At 42.0% G+C, this 19,529-nt stretch carries 16 protein-coding genes; 7 read left to right on the top strand and 9 right to left on the bottom strand.

The genetic code is table 11. The features are described from left to right. Nucleotides 1–85: 85 nt before the first annotated feature. The 6 genes from rsmI to LEP1GSC062_RS24695 all read right to left on the bottom strand — a co-directional run bounded on the left by rsmI (nt 86) and on the right by LEP1GSC062_RS24695 (nt 5,267). A complete protein-coding gene (gene rsmI, locus LEP1GSC062_RS09390; RefSeq protein ID WP_010578775.1) occupies nt 86–847 on the bottom strand; it encodes a 16S rRNA (cytidine(1402)-2'-O)-methyltransferase in 762 nt (253 codons plus the stop codon). A gap of 129 nt (nt 848–976) precedes the next feature. Beyond that, nucleotides 977–1,789: an HAD family hydrolase gene (locus LEP1GSC062_RS09385; protein ID WP_020984082.1), complete on the bottom strand. Its 813-nt coding sequence runs from the start codon at nt 1,787–1,789 to the stop codon at nt 977–979. Then, a complete protein-coding gene (locus tag LEP1GSC062_RS09380) occupies nt 1,790–2,578 on the bottom strand; it encodes a M23 family metallopeptidase (protein ID WP_039941703.1) in 789 nt (262 codons plus the stop codon). A gap of 448 nt (nt 2,579–3,026) precedes the next feature. Continuing rightward, nucleotides 3,027–3,455, bottom strand: a complete 429-nt coding sequence (locus tag LEP1GSC062_RS09375; protein WP_039941701.1) for a thiol-disulfide oxidoreductase DCC family protein — start codon at nt 3,453–3,455, stop codon at nt 3,027–3,029. Nucleotides 3,456–4,127: 672 nt separating this feature from the next. Beyond that, nucleotides 4,128–4,982 (bottom strand): sulfurtransferase, encoded by an 855-nt coding sequence (locus LEP1GSC062_RS09370; protein ID WP_020984036.1) that lies wholly within the window; start codon nt 4,980–4,982, stop codon nt 4,128–4,130. A gap of 48 nt (nt 4,983–5,030) precedes the next feature. Continuing rightward, nucleotides 5,031–5,267, bottom strand: coding sequence for a hypothetical protein (locus LEP1GSC062_RS24695; RefSeq protein ID WP_244265097.1), 237 nt, complete (start codon nt 5,265–5,267; stop codon nt 5,031–5,033). Here LEP1GSC062_RS24695 and LEP1GSC062_RS09365 point away from each other — a divergent pair. The 4 genes from LEP1GSC062_RS09365 to LEP1GSC062_RS09350 are packed head-to-tail and all read left to right on the top strand — an operon-like array spanning nt 5,214 to nt 9,878. Further along, entirely contained in the window at nt 5,214–6,107 is an 894-nt protein-coding gene (locus LEP1GSC062_RS09365) for an LIC11113 family protein (RefSeq protein ID WP_010578770.1), read from the top strand. The genes LEP1GSC062_RS24695 and LEP1GSC062_RS09365 overlap by 54 nt on opposite strands. Next, nucleotides 6,100–7,554 carry a S1C family serine protease gene (locus tag LEP1GSC062_RS09360; protein ID WP_010578769.1) on the top strand — a complete coding sequence of 485 codons (1,455 nt, stop codon included), beginning with the start codon at nt 6,100–6,102 and terminating at the stop codon, nt 7,552–7,554. Before LEP1GSC062_RS09365 ends, LEP1GSC062_RS09360 begins: the two co-directional genes overlap by 8 nt. Next, nucleotides 7,551–8,909 carry a PDZ domain-containing protein gene (locus LEP1GSC062_RS09355; RefSeq protein WP_010578768.1) on the top strand — a complete coding sequence of 453 codons (1,359 nt, stop codon included), beginning with the start codon at nt 7,551–7,553 and terminating at the stop codon, nt 8,907–8,909. The genes LEP1GSC062_RS09360 and LEP1GSC062_RS09355 overlap by 4 nt, the downstream gene beginning before the upstream one ends. A 54-nt stretch (nt 8,910–8,963) precedes the next feature. Continuing rightward, complete coding sequence (locus LEP1GSC062_RS09350) at nt 8,964–9,878, top strand: ATP-binding response regulator (protein ID WP_039941699.1); 915 nt, start codon at nt 8,964–8,966, stop codon at nt 9,876–9,878. Here LEP1GSC062_RS09350 and LEP1GSC062_RS09345 read toward each other — a convergent pair. The 3 genes from LEP1GSC062_RS09345 to LEP1GSC062_RS09335 are packed head-to-tail and all read right to left on the bottom strand — an operon-like array spanning nt 9,858 to nt 13,789. Next, nucleotides 9,858–11,531 (bottom strand): hypothetical protein, encoded by a 1,674-nt coding sequence (locus tag LEP1GSC062_RS09345; protein WP_010578766.1) that lies wholly within the window; start codon nt 11,529–11,531, stop codon nt 9,858–9,860. The two genes, LEP1GSC062_RS09350 and LEP1GSC062_RS09345, sit on opposite strands and share 21 nt — an antisense overlap. Continuing rightward, nucleotides 11,532–12,818 carry an oligosaccharide flippase family protein gene (locus LEP1GSC062_RS09340; RefSeq protein WP_020984125.1) on the bottom strand — a complete coding sequence of 429 codons (1,287 nt, stop codon included), beginning with the start codon at nt 12,816–12,818 and terminating at the stop codon, nt 11,532–11,534. Nucleotides 12,819–12,829: 11 nt separating this feature from the next. Further along, complete coding sequence (locus LEP1GSC062_RS09335) at nt 12,830–13,789, bottom strand: phosphatase PAP2 family protein (RefSeq protein WP_010578764.1); 960 nt, start codon at nt 13,787–13,789, stop codon at nt 12,830–12,832. Between the two features lie 193 nt (nt 13,790–13,982). On the opposite strand from LEP1GSC062_RS09335, the gene LEP1GSC062_RS09330 reads away from it, so the two are divergent. The 3 genes from LEP1GSC062_RS09330 to LEP1GSC062_RS09320 all read left to right on the top strand — a co-directional run bounded on the left by LEP1GSC062_RS09330 (nt 13,983) and on the right by LEP1GSC062_RS09320 (nt 19,520). Next, entirely contained in the window at nt 13,983–14,786 is an 804-nt protein-coding gene (locus LEP1GSC062_RS09330) for a lysophospholipid acyltransferase family protein (RefSeq protein WP_010578763.1), read from the top strand. Between the two features lie 36 nt (nt 14,787–14,822). Then, nucleotides 14,823–18,200: a methylmalonyl-CoA mutase family protein gene (locus tag LEP1GSC062_RS09325; RefSeq protein ID WP_010578762.1), complete on the top strand. Its 3,378-nt coding sequence runs from the start codon at nt 14,823–14,825 to the stop codon at nt 18,198–18,200. A 312-nt stretch (nt 18,201–18,512) separates the two neighbouring features. Further along, entirely contained in the window at nt 18,513–19,520 is a 1,008-nt protein-coding gene (locus LEP1GSC062_RS09320) for an SIR2 family protein (RefSeq protein WP_010578761.1), read from the top strand. The last annotated feature ends 9 nt before the right edge of the window (nt 19,521–19,529 follow it).

The raw sequence follows: 19,529 nt of genomic DNA, 5'->3' as shown, positions 1-19,529 counted from the left end.
GAGACGAGTAACGCTCGCGGACATCTTAAAAATTACATATATACTTATAATTTATAATATTATAATTCGATCAGGCCGCAATCATTCATTTCTTGAAGCGTTTAAAAGAAGGTTTTTTATCGCCCTTTGAAAAAGACCTTTGATTCCGTTGTTCCTTTCTTTGAGAAAGCACGACAACGGGATTTCCTTTGGGAAGAGTGTCCAAAATTTTTAAGAGTTCGCCTAACTTTCCTCGAAACTGAAATTCGGAATCCAAGGTCAGATCCAAACAGAAAAAAATCGTTCTATCCTCTCCCGTCTCTATCAAAACGGAATCTAAGTCGCGAAGAACGGCCTTATATCTGTAAGGTGTTTCATAAAACACGATCGTATGTCCCGGCTTCAAATAGCGACTTAATTCCATTTTCCGTTCCGAAGAATCCCTGGACAAAAAACCGCAGAAAGTAAATGGGGAAGTCTTAAAACCGGAAATACTTAAAGCCGCTCCGAACGCAGTCGGACCGGGAGCGCTACGCACGTTCCCTCCTCTTCTTAAGACCTCCCCAACGAGTTCTCTTCCCGGATCTTCGATTCCGGGAGTTCCCGCATCGGAAATCAAAACGGTCAAACCGGAATCCACCACGGTTTGACCGAAACTGCGAATTTCTTCGAGAGTCGTATGCTCATTGCAGAGAAGAAATTGTTTGGAGATCGAAAGGGATTTAAGTAGAGTGGAGGTAGTTCTGTGCTCCTCTCCGATAAGTACATCACAATATTCTAATAATCTTTTAGCCCTTGCTGTCAAATCGCCCGAATTTCCCAAAGAAACAGAAACTAGAACGAGAGTTCCTTGTAATTTTTCCTTCATATTTTACAAATTTTCTCAAACCTAGAATTTTCATTCATAATGCTTTCCGAATATTCGCGCGCCTCAAATTGATTCATACAAAAGGGACTTTTATTAGGAATTTACATTCAATTCAAAAAACGAAAAAACCTACGCGACAACTTCCTGCAAAACGTTCCAACTTGAAACAGTCTGAACCTTCGTAAGAAGAGGAGGAACAACCCCCTTTCCTCTATCCAAAAAGATTCCCGCCTGTGTGGCAGAATCAAGCAATGCAAAGTCGTTGACAGAATCTCCGAAAGCAAGATCCACAAAACCGCCCGTTGCAACTTTCAATCTTTCCACCTTCCCTTTACCATACGTGAACGGTTCCAATATCTCCGAAGAATGGAGTCCGTTCTCGAGAGATAATTGCATTCCTAAAACCCTTTCGACCGGAATTCCGAAGAGCGGAGAAACGGATTGAATAATTTCCTGGGGAGAAGCGGTCACAATCCATACCTCCCATCGATTTTCAAGAAGATGATCGACGAGTTCTTTCATCGGTTCGTATATTTTGACGGAATGTAAGCTTGAATCAAACGCGTGTTTGTTCCATACCTTTCTAGAAATCTCTTTCAATTCTTCCGGAGAATGTCCGGAAAAAATCCAAGAACTCCATCGATAAGATGCCTCAAGCCCGAATTTGGATTGGATGGATTCGTATTCGGAAAGAACGAGGGAACGAAACAAAACCGGATCCTGAAATCGAGCGGAAAGAACCCTGTCTACATTCTCCTTTAAAAAAGGAGAAATGTTTTTTTTGTAAGCGGGAACTCCTTGCGAAAGAAAAAGCTCCATCACGGCTTCCCCAAAATCGTTCCTTACAAGAGTATTATCAAAATCGAATGCTGCCTTACCGGGCGGCGTTCGAAAAAGAATTTCATAAACTTCGGGATTCCAAAAATCCCGCGTGATGGGCACTTAATCTTCTATCGTCTCCCGGGCGATCGCCACACGAGCCTCGGAAGAAGATTGAAAGACCGGAAGATAGTGTTCCGGATTTAATACGACATTCTGATAACGCACTTCGAAGTGCAAGTGAGGACCGGTCGTATGCCCCGTATTTCCGGAAAGAGCGATAATCTGCCCTTTTTTCACTTTATCTCCTTCTTTCACATAAAGAAGGGAATTGTGAGCGTAAAGAGTATTGATTCCGTTGATTCCGGGATGAGAAAGCAGAATCTTATTTCCATAACCGCCGTCTTTTTTGGATTCCAAAACAATCCCATCCGCCGCCGCAATCACAATCGATCCAGTTGGACAGGCGATATCCACCCCGGAATGCATTGCATTCCATCTTTTTCCCAATCGAGAAGTAACAAAAGAATGTTTAAAACTGATTGGCCAGATGAATTCTCTCTGATCAGTACGAAAAATCTCCCGGCCTTTATCTTCCAAAAGAAGGCTTCTGATAAAATTTTCATTATAAGGAAAGAAGATAGGTTCAGTTACGGAAATTCTTTCGTTGTCAGGAATCCCGTTAATCTTTTTGATTTCATGTTCCGTCGTTCCAAAATTGTGAATCAAATCTTCGACGGATTCTTTGACTCGATTGGGTACGATCCAAATCCCCTCCAGCCCTCTGTAAGTCTGGAGATATTGATTATCCAGTTTGATTTCCTCAAGATTCGTATCGGCAAAGGATTTTATGCTGAAAAATAGACCGAGTACAAGTAACCCCGCCAGAATACAGCCAGTTTTTCTTTTCATATCATTTCTTCCAAAATATGTCGCCAAACAAAACCTCGGAAAACCGAGACCTAAATTGAACGTCGGCAACGGAAAATAATTTCTGAAGTCACTCTTATTGCTCCAAAATTCCATTCAAGGATTTTTTCCTTCAATTTCTAAGGTAAAAATCAAAGATATTAAATGATTTTATCTATAAAGCATTTATTTTCTTTTCTAAATGCAGTTTTTTGGCTTTTTTAGAAGAATTTTAACTATATGATTGGGTTATTGAGAATCGTTTCTTACGATGTAGGAGTTCCCCCATTTTGAAAAAGAAAAATAAAATTTAAATCTTAAACTGAATCAAACAGCCAAGCTCTTTATCAATTGAAAGAATCAATCGAAACCGAGTTATTAAAAATTCGAATTTTGATTCAAAATGAACCGTTACCGAAGCTTTTCGAAAATATAAAAAACCAAATCCGCTTTAATCTTCTAAAAACCTGGATTTTAAATTCGGATCGGGCATTCTGCACGCGTCCAACCTCCCGAACCATCGATACCGATTCCTTGCAATCCAATCGTAAACAAAATCCCGAATGGAACTGGGAATCCATCGAAACAAGGAAAAAAGATTCCAAGGAAAAGTTAAATGCGCACAAATTTTTATAATTGCGGTCGATTTCTGATAGAGAATCCCTTTTTCCAAAAATAAAACCGAGGACGGAGAATCTTTCAATTCCGTCTTTTTCCCGAGAATTTTTTCCGCGATAGACGACTGTAAACTCGCAAACCTTAAATTTTCTTTTTGATTCCAGTCCAGAAAGAATAAAACGGAAGCGTTACAAAGATTACACACTCCGTCAAAAAATACGATCGGACGTTCTAATGAGTCATCGAAAACTTCGGATTCCATTCTTTTATTTAGACCCTTTTTAAAATCTCTATCAAACGAATTACAAATTTGATGATATTCTCGTAATTTCGAATGGAAATTGCATCGAATCAATCGTTAGTTCCGGTTTCTCTTTACAACAATTTTAGACCACATGGGTCGCTTCTTTTTAAGACCCAGCTCATTCGAAAATAAATTTACTAAAAATAGGAGAAACACGGGTCAAAAACCAAAATCCCTTCATTTCGATTTTAGAAATACACACACTCAAAAATTTGTTCAGCTTTCTTTTCCCTTTTCGGCATTGAAGCTTCCATAATTTCTACAGAAAAATTCTACAGTTCCAACGACGTAGTTTTTTCGTTCTTATCTTTTACGAGATATTCTTCTTTGACGGCTCCTTTTACATGATCTTTTATCGTTAAAACGAATTCCAATATCCTAATACACAACGTACGTTCGACGTAGGAAAAATTGGGCGAATAAGAAACTAAAGTGTTGCTGCCTGCGGTCGCAACATAATGCGAAAATTCCTTTCGATAAGTTCGTAATAAAACGTATTAGTTCCCACAGATTACCGTTCCTGGGGTGTTTATAGCGTTTGAACAAATTTTATTGCTGCTAAATTCTCGCAGAAGCAGCTCCCACATTCTAAGGTTTTGGGACAGACTCTAGGTATCTTGAACGGAACCTTTATAATTTACGGTCCGAGCCACCGACTCTTGGCGCAGCAGCCCCACCGGTTCCCGTTTGCCCATATACTGAGACGGCTTGCTTCGGAAGGCTAGACCTTCTCCACTCAAACCAGGAACCTTGGTATGTATGAACGTCCAAGTAACCGACTTCGCGTAACATTAAAGCCAAAAGAGAAGATCTTGCTCCGTTGTAATCGTAGATCACCGTGGTTCTTTCCGGCATGAACGGAAAAGATCTGAGCTTTTTATTGAACTGATTTTTTTCGATCAGGTTTCCTTGACCGTCATATAAAATTCTCCAATCCCAAAGAAACGCACCGGGCAAACGACCGCATAACGTGCCAGGTTCCGGTGCGGTAAGTCTTGGAAGTTTTCCTTCGTATTCTTCCTGAGTCCTTGTGTCAAAAATCTGAAGCCTTGTTAAATTCTTTTCGAGAAATGCTTTATCCACTATACCTTCAAGTTTTCTCGGGCTATCGCCGGGACCGAGTTCCATTTCTCTACAACCTTTTTCTTGGTCGACTCCGGATATAGGCCAACGGCTTCCGTATAAAAACGTATTCTGAAAACCGGCCGCTCTCAAAAGATATACCATTCTCGAAGCGAACATCCCCATTCCCTCGTCGAAGACGATCACTCGAGTTGCGCCTTCTTTTTGTATGAAATTTAAAATTTCTTCCAAGGGACCGGTCATCTTCTTCTGCGATTCCGGATCTGAGGCAAATGCCTTTTTGATAAAAGGAAAACTGTAAGCTCCCTTGAGAGTAGATTCTTGATACCCTGACGCGGAGCGACAATCGATCAAAAAATCTTTATCATTCAATTCAGTTTTTATAAAATTCCAGCTGGACAAGCAAACCCACCCTTATCGACGAAACGAGTCTTTCTTTGAATTTAACCATTATTTTTTGCCCGAAAATTCTGATGTACTTTTTTTTAAAAAACATTGCAAATTTGAGACATAAGACTTTATAAAAAAGAAAGATCGGATCCTCCTAAAGAAGTGAAATAGTAAATAACCCGAAGTCTTTCTTTGTGTGTGAGAATTTAACATCCGGGGTGTAAAAGACCGATATTCTAAATAATGATACGAAAGTTCAGGAAAAGCCGTTCTTACCCTCGAATTTTTCCGGAAAATCCGAGGAAAAGACGAATCGTACTCATTCAAATTCTCTCTCTTCTTTTTTTATTTGCGGGAAACATAGATTCCGAATCCGACAAAACAGTATCGTTTCAGGAAAATTTTCAGTCCTTCATCCAAGAATTTCACAAACATCCTTCCGAATCCCTCGTTCGATCGTTTCGAGCCAGATATTCTTCATTCGATCCGAAACCTTGCAGCTTTGAAGAATCAGAACGTTTTGAAAAGATAATCTATCTTTCTTACAAATGTAAAGATCGTAAATGGCCCGGTTTTATCTATCTCGGCGGAAGTTCGGAATTTTGGAAAAATCATTCCACGAAGATCTCTTTGGGAGAAGTTCTAAGAATCGGCAAAAAGATTTATCTCGAAGTGAAACCTTCTTACGAAGACGAACTTACAGAAAATTCTTTTTGGAAGTTTAAAAACTTCAGTACAAAAGATAACTCCCCCTTCAAACCGCAGACTCCAAAAGAATACAGGGACAACTTCGGACTTCAATATTACCTTAGTATCTCAAAACATCCCGCAAAAAGAGATTTTAAAGGCGAAAAAGAAATATTCTTCGACTCCACGTGCCCTTTGATCTTTTTAAAGAAAGATTCCGATTTCTATTGGGAGAAAGCGGTATATTATTCCTTCCAGGCGAGTTGTATTCCTTCTTCGCCTTATTCTTATATCCGAATCCGCTCCGACTTTTTGGGAAAGATTCGAATAGACGGCAAGGATACGGATCAAATTCAGGAAGGCGCTAAATACCTCGGCAAATTGAAAATTCATTCCATAGAAGCGGAAAAAATCCTCTGGCAACAGGATGCGGAAATCTACAATGAATAACAAAATATTTTTGAATATTCTAATATTCTTATTCGTTCTATTCAGTTCCACACTCCCCGCTCAAAACGGGAACTCCACGGATCTGAAAGCTCTTTTGGATGGCGTAGTCATCATTCAAAGTAGTACTTTTTCAGGAAAGGAAGACGGATATTCCGAAAAGTCAATCCATCGGGACGCCGGAACCGGAATCATTATTTCCGGAAACCGGATTTTGACGAACGCGCACGTGATTTCCAATTCCAGTTATCTCAAAGTAAAACATTTCAATTCGAGCAAATTTTACAAGGCGGACGTTCAATTTCTAGGTTTCGACTGCGATCTCGCAATTCTCAAAGTGGAAGAGGAGGAATTTTTCAACGGAATCGAACCTCTGGAAATTTCTGAATCCTCGCCCGCTCTCGGCAGCAATCTTCTCATACTCGGTTATCCTGGCGGGGACGAAAATATCACATTAGAAAACGGGAATGTTTCCCGAGTCGAAAGGGTCCGCTATTCCTTTACCGGCTTGGATTATAGAAAAGCGATCCGAGTAAACGCGAACATCATTCCCGGTTATTCTGGGGGGCCAGCAATTCAAAACGGAAAAGTCGCCGGAATCGCTTTCCAAATCAGTCAATCCCAAGGCAACGTCGCCTACTTAATTCCTCCGGAGATCATCATCCATTTCTTGAAGGACATTGAGGACGGAACGTATCACGGTTTTCCGTTCCCAGGTTTTAGCTTTCAAAGCGGCCATTCCGCTTCCTTAAAGTCCTATTTGAAAATCCCGGAAGGTCTAAACGGAATTTTGATCAATACGGTTTATCCAGATTCCTCCTTTTCGGACCTCTTACAACCGGAAGACTTCGTCTATAAAATCGACCAATCCTATCTTAACAGAGAAGGTGAAATCATGGACACGATCGGCGGTTTTATCGCAGATCTGATCGAGGAAAAATTCATCGGTGATCCTGTTAAGATTTTCTTTTACAGAAACGGAAAAAACCACAAAATTGAAGGTACTCTCAAACGGATCCCCACCTTGGATCTTTATAGACAACAGAATAAAAGTTCCAGTTTTTTATCAGGAGGATTTTTATTCCAACCAGTCAACCGCGCACTTGTAGGCGGAGATTCCCGACTGGAAAGTTCCCTTCGTTATCACTATAGTTATTACATTCAGGACGAATTGTATCGCTTTACGGATAGGGATATTCTTCTTTCCGGAATTTATCCCGATCCCCTCAATTCCAAATACTCCGGTTATCGTTATAAGATCCTAGAATCGATCAACGATCGTACTCCTTCCGACTTAGAGGATTTGAAATCTTTATGGAAAAAATTTTACGGAGGCACGATCAGCCTGAAATTCAGAGGAGTCAATCTTCCAATCGTACTCGACCAGGATACGATCGATAAGATCAACATTCGTATTAAAAAGCGCTTCGATGCGGAGGCAGACGAATGAAACGGATTTTCTCAAAACCCGCGTTCCTATTTTTCCAAGTTTGTCTTTCTGTTCTATGGAGTTTAACGATCTCCGGTCCTTTAGAAGCCGAGACGATCCTAGTTCACTTTCGAAAATTCTCTCATCAAAATCCTTGGCAGAAAGGTCTCTACTATGAAAGAAAGGTTCCAGCGATCATAACAGATCAGGATTTTTTACTCGCCCTTCTTTCTCCGGGAGAACTTCCTTTATTTTCGGAAACGAATCCGGAAACAAAACCGGGAACTCGCTTATATCTTTTCAAACACGATCCAGAAACGGGTCTTGCGCTTTTTTCTCATAGAGGCAAATTTTCCACCAAAAGAAAACCTCGTCTCGGCAATTCCAGACATTATCCCTGTTCCAAATTTTTCCCGAAACCGGAATGGGAAAGTCCTGACCTTTCCAACTCTATTATGAAAATAAACAGATCGTCCGAAGTAGAAGGGAGTGAAAGAAAATTCTTATATTCCAAAAATATGATTTGTGGTTACACGGACGGACATTGGAACGTTCCGGCGGAATATCTTTTCTTGTTTTTACGCGCCTCTTCGAGCAATCCAATCGTTCATCCGGGGTTTTCCTTCGACTACGCTCTTACAATTCCGGAAAGAAAATTCTATTTTCCCGATTCTTACTACGGAGTTGTGGTTTCGGAAGTCTATCCGGGAGTAGGACCGGTCCATAATTTATTTCCGGGTGATGCGATCTACAGTATCAATGGAGAAAATTTCACCCATCCTCCGGACAAACAGGAGGTTTTTTCCAGAATCCTTACGAAAAATCAGCATTTGATCCTTCCAGGAAGCGTTGTGACCCTTGGCGTCTTTAGAGCCGGAAAAAGAAAAGAGATCACGTATTCGTTAAAAAACTACTCGGAGGATTCTTTTTTCATCCCTTCCAATTCGGGAACAAAACCTCCTTCGTATTTAATCAGCGGCGGACTCTTTTTTACGGAATTGACCGGTTCATACCTTAAAGAATCCGGAGACCAATACAGGGAAAACTCGGATAAAAAACTTCTCTATCTCTACGAATCCTTCAATAAGAAGATACATCCCGAAAAAAATCGTCTCGTGTTCATCAGCAGAGTTTTTCCGGACTCCGCAAACCAAGGATTCCACGATTTCCAAGATCAAATTTTAGAATCCGTGAACAATAAAACCGTTCGTTCCCTACCCGATCTCAAAGAAATTCTAAATGAGAATCAGGACGAATATATTGTTTTTCGTTTTTCCGGAAATCGAATTGCGGCATTTTCCAAAGAACAACTCCGGAGCTTAAATTCTAAAATTCTTTCAAATTATAACCTGGATAAATTAGACAATTTACCTTGATAATATCTTGACGGATCTATTCCGGAAATGTAATGTTTGAAAACGGAAGATCCTATGCGAATTCTTTTTTTAGACGACGAGGAAATGATCCGAGACCTGTTCCAGGAGATATTCGGAATCGTTCATGACCTCACCTTGGCGGGAACTGCGGAAGAAGCTCTAGAAATGTGTAAGGACAAAAGCTTCGATCTGATCATAACGGACGTCCGTCTACCTAAAATGAGCGGGATCGATTTCGTTTCCAAACTCCGAGACAGGGAAGTCAACACTCCTTTTATCGTGATTACGGGCAACCAGGATATAGATATTTCTATTCGAGCGCTCCGGCTCGGTGCCGTGGATTTTTTCATCAAACCCTTTCGAATGGATGCAATCCGTCATTCTCTGCAAAAATTCGAGAATTTATTCATTTGTAGTCAGGAACTGATCGGCAAAAACCACTTTCAACTAACCGAGTCCAAACAACATTTTTCGATCAAACCCAGTCTTAAAAATTTAAATCAATACGTAAATCTTGTGATGCGTTCAATTTCCCTAATTCCCGGAATTCATACGGACGATATTCTTTCAATCAAACTCGCTTTGTATGAATTGCTTGGAAATTCGATCGAACACGGGTTCGCGGGAATTAGTTACGAAAACAAATCGAAATTACTCTCCTCCGATGTGGATTATTTCGATCATGTGGACCGGATCTGCGATACCTTGAACGAATTCGTTCATCTTGAAGTCGGTTTCGAAAATCAAAAGGTTCACGTTTCTCTAAAGGACCCTGGAATGGGTTTCGATCCTACCAAAGTTCCCGACCCGGTCACCGATCCAAACGCAAGTCATCTCTCCGGCCGCGGAATCTTTCTTGTGAAAATGAACGTGGATGAACTCGTCTACAACGACATCGGAAACGAAGTCAGATTCAGTAGAACCTTAAAAAAGGCTCTTCCTACACCTTCAAAAGTAAACGCCGGCTGAAAAATAAATCCGGGAATATTCCCGGATCGACTCCTTAGTCTTCCATTCCTCGACAAAAATCTTCTTTTCCCTCTGAGGATCCACATGCGCATAAGATAAGCTAATTAAAATATAAGAATATTCCGACTGATAACCCGCCGTTGCGATTCCTTCCCAGCCCTTCCCCATAGGAGAGGAAGATGTAAGAATCATTCCCTGAGTCTTCCATTTCTGATTCCAACTCTTTTTGATTCCGAATTGTAGGAGTTGCATTCCCTTGTTTTCAAAATTTGGCTTTGTTACGGTCCCATCCTCTTGAAACACATTACCTCCCTGCATCAGCAAACTTTCCATCAACAAAAAGGATGTTTTCCCTCCGTAACCTCTAGGGTCGGTTCTGATTCCCGCGTAACCATCCGAATTTCGGTCGATTCGCAAATCGGAATCCCTGGAAGTATAAAGCCCTCCCAGAAAATACTCGGCCTCCGGTCTTTCCAAAACAAATCGAGATCCGATCAACCTCCCGTTTGTAAACTGTGGAGTCGGAAATGTGCCGAGCCCGTATTGCCTAAACCCGACGACTTGAATCGCGTCCGCGTCGATCCTGAATCCAAATAATTTTGCGGATGAGAATTCGATTCCGTAATACTGAAACTCTCCATACGGACGAAACGGCTCCTCCCTTTCGTACAATCCTCCTTTGACGGCCTCCTGCTTCGATTCTTTATACAAATAATAGAATATTCTAAAATTCTGGAAGATACGATTCTCAAGTATTTGCGCACTCCCTCCGACTATTCTCTGAGGGGATTCGCTTCTGTCTCGCGTGGTATACAATGGAGCATTCCGCATCTGCGCTCCGATCGCCGTTACGGAAACCCCAAGCGGTTTCCAATGTATTTGAAACTCTCCGTAATTTAAAAATCCAACAAATAAAAATCCGTTTCGATCGAGCCTTTGATACCCACGCCCTACTTCCATCCCCACCCGTAAGGTCGGAGACGCCCAACCGGCGATCCACAATAACTCTCCGTCGGCGCCCCGAGTCATTGTTTTTGTTCCTATGATAGTTTCTTCGTATTGCAAGAACGGAGATATTAGAATTTTATGATACATCCTCTCTCCCTTATCCGCCCAGCCGACTTCAGGACTGAATATTCCTCGGGAAAAACTTCGCTTGGCTTCCTCCTCCCGGGTTCCGCCCTTTTGCGTCAATCCTCTGTAAAGCGCGGTTGCGTTCCCGTAAAACTTAGAAGTCCAACTTTGCATTCGGTTATCTTGTTTTTTTACGGTATCATCCCGATCTTTGCCATTCGCAGGTTCTTTTTCCTTCGGCTCTTCCTCTTTCTGTGAATTATAAAACCGCCCTCTTCCGGTTAATTCCTTTTTCCCGTCCTCTAACAACAAAAGATCGTCGAGCCGATATTCCGAATAAGACTCCGCCAATATCGGTTGATATATTACGAATATACAAAAAAATGTTAGTATTATCCCGGGTCTTTGCGGTAGGTTTCGAAGAAACTCAATCCCACGACCCGCTGCAGAGGAATAGGTCAATAAATTTCCGATCCGTTTTTTTTCTTCAATTTGAATGTTCCGAAATTTATTGACCGTAGCCGAGAGCCCGGTCCGCGCTGCGAAACCGCCCGTTTTTTTCGGACAGTCTTCGCACATTCATCTTCGAAAGAAAGCGAGGAAGTATCCGATCAAAATGAGCCAGGATACGATTTGTCCTAAGAAGTACGAAAACGCCGCACCGTTGGGTCCGTATTCCGGTATGAGTAGATTCGCTAAGACCAAACCGCTCACCAACCGTAACAACGCCAAAAACGCAAGTATTCTCGGTTGACCTAAGGCGAATAACGCGATTCCGAGCGGCGAAAACACCAACTGCATCATATAGTTCGGATATAGAATTTGAAATACCCCGGTCGAGTCCGCGTATTTTCCTCGGAATAATAGATTTAGAATCCATTCCGCCATAAAAAATCCGGGTGATAATAGTACCGCCATTCCAACCGACAACATCACGGACTTCCATAGAAACTTCGGAAATTCCTCGGAGTCCACTAAACGGGATAACTTCGGATATATGAGAGAATTGAGTACCGAAAATAAAATCACGAATCCACTGAACAATTGCAAGGCGGTGCCGTATACGGCCGCGGATTCCTGCGAATGATACCATTTCAAAAAGAAAATTTCCATTCTGTCGGAAATCATCGCAAAGATGGACGCTAAAAACGCATATCCGTTAAACGAAGTCAGCTTCGAGGTCATCTCCATAATTCCGCTTTTTTCTCCGCTCCAATACAATTGCCTTCTTGGAAACACGAAAAAAAACAAAACCAATACGAACAACGGGGACACTGTAAAGATCGCAAGTATATCCAAATGTCCGAGCGCCCTTTCTGTGAGCTGATCCGCGGAATACAACACCACAAGCCGGATCAGATTCGTCAGAGGATTCCAAAACGAGAGAGAGATATAATTTCCGAAGCAGATAAAAATACTTTCAAAGAAAGTATTGAATGAGAGTATAAAACTTCCCAATACGAGAAGCGCGACCACAATCGAACTTTCCTTTAAAAGAACTGCCCCCACAAAACTGATACAGGTCAAGGCTCCGAGCGCTCCCAATTTGATGATCATGGAAGAAGACAAAAGGATTCCGATCTTTCGTTTATCTCCGGTGATGGGAGCTAAAAATTTTACGAGCGCCGCGGGTAATCCAAACTCCGCGATCGCAAGAAGCACCGGAAGAAATCCCGCATAGTATTGAAAAAGTCCGTTCTCGCTTTTTGTGAGAATGTTTACGGAATAGACCATAAACACGAGATTGAGCAGCGAAGAAACCGCCTTGGAAACGCTGACGAAAAGGGAAGATTTGAACATTCCGGATTTACGGAACTGAAACCAAAGGTCCGAAATTTTTTGCATCTTCCCCGAGAACTTCGACATTCTATTTTTTATCAGCCTTTTCCTTTTATCTTAGCCAATATGTATGCCGAGAAAAAGGCGATATAACTACTAACGATCCCGTACCGGAGGTATCTTGCAACCGGATTTTCTGGAAAGAGCTTTTGGACTATGATGCCGGGTAATATGTAAAAAAGCAGAACTCCCAATATTAAAACCGCCGCTCTGCGGATTGTCTCCGATACGGAATCCACCTTCTCCCAATCCAAAGTATAAAATTTGGAAAGAAGTATCCCAATCGTAAACCCTCCCAAAGCGCCGCTTGCAGATATCACTTGTTCGTACGACTTTATTTTCGCAAGCGAATCCAAATTCGAATGTAAAAGTACAGAAGGCAAAGTCAATACGACTACGACCAAAGCAAATGTTTTCGTTTTGGAGAGAGTTTGACCCTCGTAAGGTGTTGGAAATTCAAACTCTGGAAAAACTCGGAATATAACCTCTATCAAAACGATTATAATAAGCCCCAAAATAAAACCGCCCAACGTATCCCCCGGATAATGTACTCCGGCATACATTCTTGAAAAGGGCATTAGTAATATTATAAAAAGTGAAAGTACCTGGATCGTTTTATTTTTTACGTGGAAAAGAACGAGCCCCCATATGACGACGGATATTTGTACGTGGCCCGAAGGAAATCCGTACGAAGTTTCTCTGAGGGTTCCGGGGCCAATCCAAGAAAGGGAAGGTCTTGGACTTTCAAACAAAGCCTTCGTCACTCCGTTGACGATTCCCGCCGTCATAAATCCTGTTCCAAGTCGGATTCCTAATTTTCGATTGATAAAAACATATACGACGGAAAGAAAAATCATATTGAATGTACTTCCGCCCAGATAGTGAAAAAGCAAAGTAACAACACCTAGAACCGGATCCAAAGCAGACCCGCGGAGAGTTTGTAAAAACCCCTCCCCAAACCAAAATGAATCTTGAAACCATCCTATATTCCCACTCATCCTTCGGCATCTCCTATCTCATTCTTAGAAACATCGATTTTATCCCGCGCGACGACCCGATTCAAAGCGCGATTTAGTTCTTAGAAAGTTGAATTCGTTTCTAAAAATCCAACTTGATGAATTCGATTCCATTCGGTACAATGAACTCTAAATCCAATATTTATTGAACGTTCGTTCGAAAAGTAGACCTTGCATGGAAACCCGCACTGAATCCGACTCTCTTGACAGCCTTTTTCTAATTCCGAGAGAACCAGTAAAACAATTCTTAAAAGCCCTTCTTCACCTCGTCTATTCTGTGGAAGTTACCGGTCTTGAAAACGTTCCTGAATCGGGAGGCGCCGTTCTAATTTCCAATCACACGGACAATCTGGATGTAATCGTACAGGGAACCTCTGTTTTGAGAAAAGTGATTTATCTCGGAAAATACGAATTGTTTCATCCTCAAGAAACCGTTTTGGACATTCTCAACAACCCGGATTCTCCCTTGAACAAGTTTCCCTTAAGTCTGGTAAAACAATCCTTGATAACCACCTTGAACACTCTTGGAAATCTGCAGGGAAAACAACTTATACACTGGGGAGGTTATCCGATCTTAAGGGCGCACAATGTGAAAGACGCAAAATCCGCCGCGGCCTACTACGAAGATCTCGAAAATTACATGGCCGAACTCATCCAAAAGGGTGAACTCATCTCGATCTATCCTCAAGGGACTAGAACGGAAGTTGTCATTCCCGGTTCGTTCAAAGCACTTGCGGCAAAACTCGCGATTCGCACCGGAGTTCCGATCATTCCAAGCGGGATCAAAGGGGCTTGGAGAATGTTGAAACCTGAAGCGTTTTTGTCCGGCAAGGCATTCGGCACTAAGATTACGTATAACATCGGTAAGCCGATCTATCCCCACGAGTTCCCCAATGTTCCTCTTAAAAAAGCCGCAAAAATCGTCACGGAAGAATTGGAAAATCGTGTGAGAATTCTCATCGATTCTCCGGAAAGCTAAATTCAAATTTTTTAATTTTAGAATAGAAGTACTCTTATGGAAACGCAAATTTACACTCCAAAACACAAAGTTCGTTTTATCACGGCCGCTTCCCTTTTCGACGGCCACGACGCTTCAATCAATATCATGAGGAGAATTCTTCAGGCCTCCGGTGTGGAAGTGATCCATCTTGGTCACAACCGCTCCGTGAAAGAAATCGTGGAATGTGCGATCCAAGAAGACGCTCAAGGGATCGCCATCACGAGTTATCAAGGCGGTCACGTGGAATATTTCAAATACATGATCGACCTCTTGAAAGAAAAAGGCGCAGGTCATATTAAAGTATTCGGCGGCGGTGGCGGCACAATTCTTCCTTCCGAAATCAAAGAGTTGGAAACCTACGGCGTCACTCGAATCTATTCTCCGGACGACGGTAGAGAACTCGGTCTGCAGGGGATGATCAACGATCTCATCCGCAGGTCGGACTTCATTCCCCCTCTTACGTTCAACGGCACTCTTCACTCTTCCTTAAGAGACAAAAACCCTCTGGCAATCGCACAATCGATCACTCTCGTGGAAAACACCTTCGAAAGACAGGAACTCGAAAAATCGTCGTTAACCGAAAAACTAAATTTTCCTCCGGAATTAAAAGCCGTTCCGATCCTCGGGATCACCGGAACCGGAGGTGCGGGCAAATCCTCTCTGACCGACGAACTCGTCCGTAGATTTCTAATAGACTTTCCGGATAAATCGATCGCAATCCTTTCCGTGGATCCTTCCAAAAGGAAAACCGGAGGCGCGCTCCTCGGCGATCGGATTCGAATGAACTCTATCTTTCACAAAAGGGTTTACATGAGATCCTTTGCGACAAGAGAAGCCAATATTGCGCTTAACAAAAACGTTAAGCGAAGTATAGACGTCTTAAAATGCGCGGGGTTCGATCTGATCATCGTCGAAACCGCGGGGATCGGTCAGAGCGATTCCGAAATCACCGAAGTCGCAGACGTGGCTTTGTATGTTATGACTCCTGAATACGGAGCCTCGACTCAATTGGAAAAAATCGACATGATCGACTACGCCGATCTGATCGCCATCAACAAATTCGACAAACGGGGAGCGCTCGACGCCCTGAGAGACGTTAAAAAACAATTCCAAAGATCCAGACAATTATTCGATCGTAACTTGGATACGATGCCGGTCTTTGGTACGATCGCTTCCCAGTTCAACGATCCGGGAACTAACCTTCTTTACGGCAGCGTAATTCGTTCCATCTCCGAAAAACTGAACTTAGATTGGTCTTCTTCCTACGGTAAAGAGTTCGGAATGAGTGAAAAAATTTTTATCATTCCTCCGGACCGAGTCCGTTATCTCGCGGAAATTCGGGAAGAATGTCGTCGTTACGATCAGTTTACGGAAGAGGAATCCGACAAAGCCAGAAAACTCTTTCAACTTTTTGGAGCGATCGAAGTTCTAAAATCGTCCGGACTGGATACAAATATTCTAAAATCAGAATATTCTAAAATTGAAAATTCCCTCTCCCCCGAAACCAAAAAGATTCTTTCCGGTTGGGAGGAAAAATTGAGGAATTACCAGGGTGAAAACTTTACATATCAGGTTCGTGACAAAGTGATTCAGGTTTCCAACACGTCCACCTCCTTGAGCAATCTGAAAATCCCGAAAGTTGCCGTCCCCAAATTCAAAGACTGGGGGGAAATCGTTCGTTGGTCATTTCAGGAAAATTTTCCCGGGGAATTCCCTTTTACCGCGGGAGTTTTTCCCTTCAAAAGAACCGGAGAAGATCCGACCCGTATGTTTGCGGGAGAAGGAGGCCCGGAAAGAACCAACGCCCGTTTTCACTACGTGAGTTTCGGAATGCCCGCGCAACGTTTGTCCACCGCCTTCGATTCGGTCACGTTATACGGAGAAGATCCGGGGGAAAGGCCGGACATATACGGCAAGATTGGTAACTCGGGCGTCAGCATAGCAACCCTCGACGACGCCAAAAAACTTTATTCCGGTTTCGATCTCTGTAATCCCACGACATCCGTCTCAATGACTATCAACGGTCCCGCTCCGATGGTTCTTGCGTTTTTTATGAACACAGCGATCGATCAAGCCTGCGAAAAACACATCAAGTCAACAGGAATCGAAAAGGAAGTTCGACAAAAAATCGAATCCATCTACAAAGTAAAAAATCTTCCCGTTCCAAAATACAACGCATCCATCCCGCAAGGAAACGACGGTTTGGGCCTGATGCTTTTAGGAGTCACCGGCGACGAGGTTTTGGAAAGAGAAGTTTATGAAAAGATAAAACAGGAAACCTTAAAGGTCGTTCGGGGAACTGTGCAAGCGGATATTCTCAAAGAAGATCAGGCTCAAAACACCTGTATCTTTTCCACCGAATTCGCCCTCAAGATGATGGGTGATATTCAGGAATTCTTCATCACCAATCAAGTTCGTAACTTTTATTCGGTTTCCATTTCCGGTTATCATATCGCGGAGGCGGGCGCCAATCCGATCACTCAGGTCGCATTCACTCTCGCAAACGGTTTGACCTATGTGGAATATTTCTTAAGCAGAGGAATGAAGATAGACGACTTCGCTCCGAATCTTTCCTTCTTCTTTTCGAACGGGATCGATCCGGAATACGCAGTAATCGGTAGAGTAGCGAGAAAAATTTGGGCAAAAACGGTGAGACACAAATACGGAGCTAATGACCGTTCTGCGATGCTCAAGTACCATATTCAAACCTCGGGAAGATCTTTGCACGCACAAGAGATTGCGTTCAACGACATTAGAACCACTCTTCAGGCCCTTTATGCGATTTACGACAATTGCAATTCCTTACATACGAACGCGTACGACGAAGCGATCACTACTCCTACGGAAGAATCCGTCCGTCGCGCGATGGCGATCCAACTCATTATCAACCGCGAATTAGGTCTTGCTAAAAACGAAAACCCGGGTCAGGGTTCGTTTATCATCGAGGAACTGACCGACTTGGTGGAACAAGCGATCCTGCAGGAGTTTTATAGAATCTCCGAAAGAGGTGGTGTTCTCGGCGCCATGGAAATGATGTATCAGAGAAATAAAATCCAGGAAGAATCCTTATATTACGAATCTCTAAAACATAGCGGCGAATTTCCCGTGATCGGAGTGAATACTTTCCTTAGTAAGGAAGGTTCTCCTACGATTATTCCGGAAGAAGTGATCCGCTCCACCGATTCGGAAAAACAAGCTCAAATCGGAGCCCTAAGAGAATTTCACAAACGTAACGAAAAAGATCTTGAAGATCGTCTGAGAAGATTAAAATCCGTTAGCCTTTCGAACGGGAACATATTCGGGGAGCTGATGGAAACGTCCAAAAAAGTTTCCTTAGGTCAGATGACCCACTCTCTCTACGAAGTGGGAGGGCAATACCGTAGAAGTATGTGAGGGGCGTTACAAGGGCTGCTTGCACACGGAGGACACGGAGGGGTGGTTAGGTGAATATAAGAACGTCGTATCGATAGTTATCTGCAATGCCGCGCCCCTCATTTAGGGGCTGACCGTTCTTGGTTGGTTAAGTAAATTAACTTATTCAATAGAATTGTTGAAAAATTCCATAGTTCAGATTAACAAAACCGCTTCAACTGCCCATTTCAATGAAACAGAAATAGATGGGGAATTAATTTTTCAACAACTCTAATATAAAATCTAACAATTTAGCTTAATAACGAATTGAAGAATGACGAGAAGTATAAACTTTTGTTAGATGAGCTACTTAAAGCTGGAAAAAGCTCTGAGAACATTGAGGATGTCTTAAGTTTCATCCGTGGTCTTTTAGAAGTTGCAAAAGGAGGAAATGTTAGGGGGTTTAATGATATCGACCTATTGGAGTTAGAAAAGGAAATATGTAATCTCATAGTTTCTAAAATTAATGTTTATCTTCCAAATAATGAAACGCCTTATCATAAACTTGTAAAGTGGATAAGTTCTATAGATAGAAAAATTCCAATAGAAATATTTACAACTAATTATGATATTTTAATGGAGCAAGCGTTAGAAGATTTGGAGGTTCCATATTTCGATGGTTTTGTAGGCGCGAGAAGGCCATTTTTTGATTTACGCTCTGTTGCAGATAATCTAATCCCAAGTCATTGGACAAGAATTTGGAAGATTCATGGGTCTATTAATTGGTATCAAGAAACAATAAATAATGAAAAGAAGGTATATCGATCCTCGGAAATAAAAAGCGACGCTTCTCACATTATTTACCCATCTCATTTGAAATATGAAGAAAGTAGGAAAATGCCTTATCTGGCATTAATCGATCAATTGAATACGTTTATTAGACAAAAATCTTCTCTATTGATTATTGTCGGCTATTCGTTTGGCGACGAGCACTTGAATGATACGATCGTCAATGCTTTGAAATCTAATCCAACAGCTATGGTTTTATCATTGATGTTTAATACATATCTTGATGATGCGAAAGGTTCAGAAAGATATTCAAAGGCTTACAAGATAGCTTTTGACAGACATAATCTAAATGTTTGGTCCTTTGATAAAGCAATTATTGGAACTAACCTCGGACCTTGGGTAAGATCTAAGCAAACTTCAGATCCAGGGATAAATAGTTTTATCGAAAGCATAAAAGTGAAAGATGATCCAGAAGAATTTGAAACATGGGTTAAATTAGGTGATTTTGCTATCTTTTCAAATTTTCTTAAAAATCTTATTGGTGAAGAATTAGAGAATAAAGATGAGAGATAGGAAAACATA

This window comes from Leptospira alexanderi serovar Manhao 3 str. L 60 (genome assembly GCF_000243815.2).
Classification (GTDB): domain Bacteria; phylum Spirochaetota; class Leptospiria; order Leptospirales; family Leptospiraceae; genus Leptospira; species Leptospira alexanderi.
The sequence above is the reverse complement of the archived record's forward strand: the minus strand, read 5'-3'. Positions and strand labels throughout refer to the sequence as shown.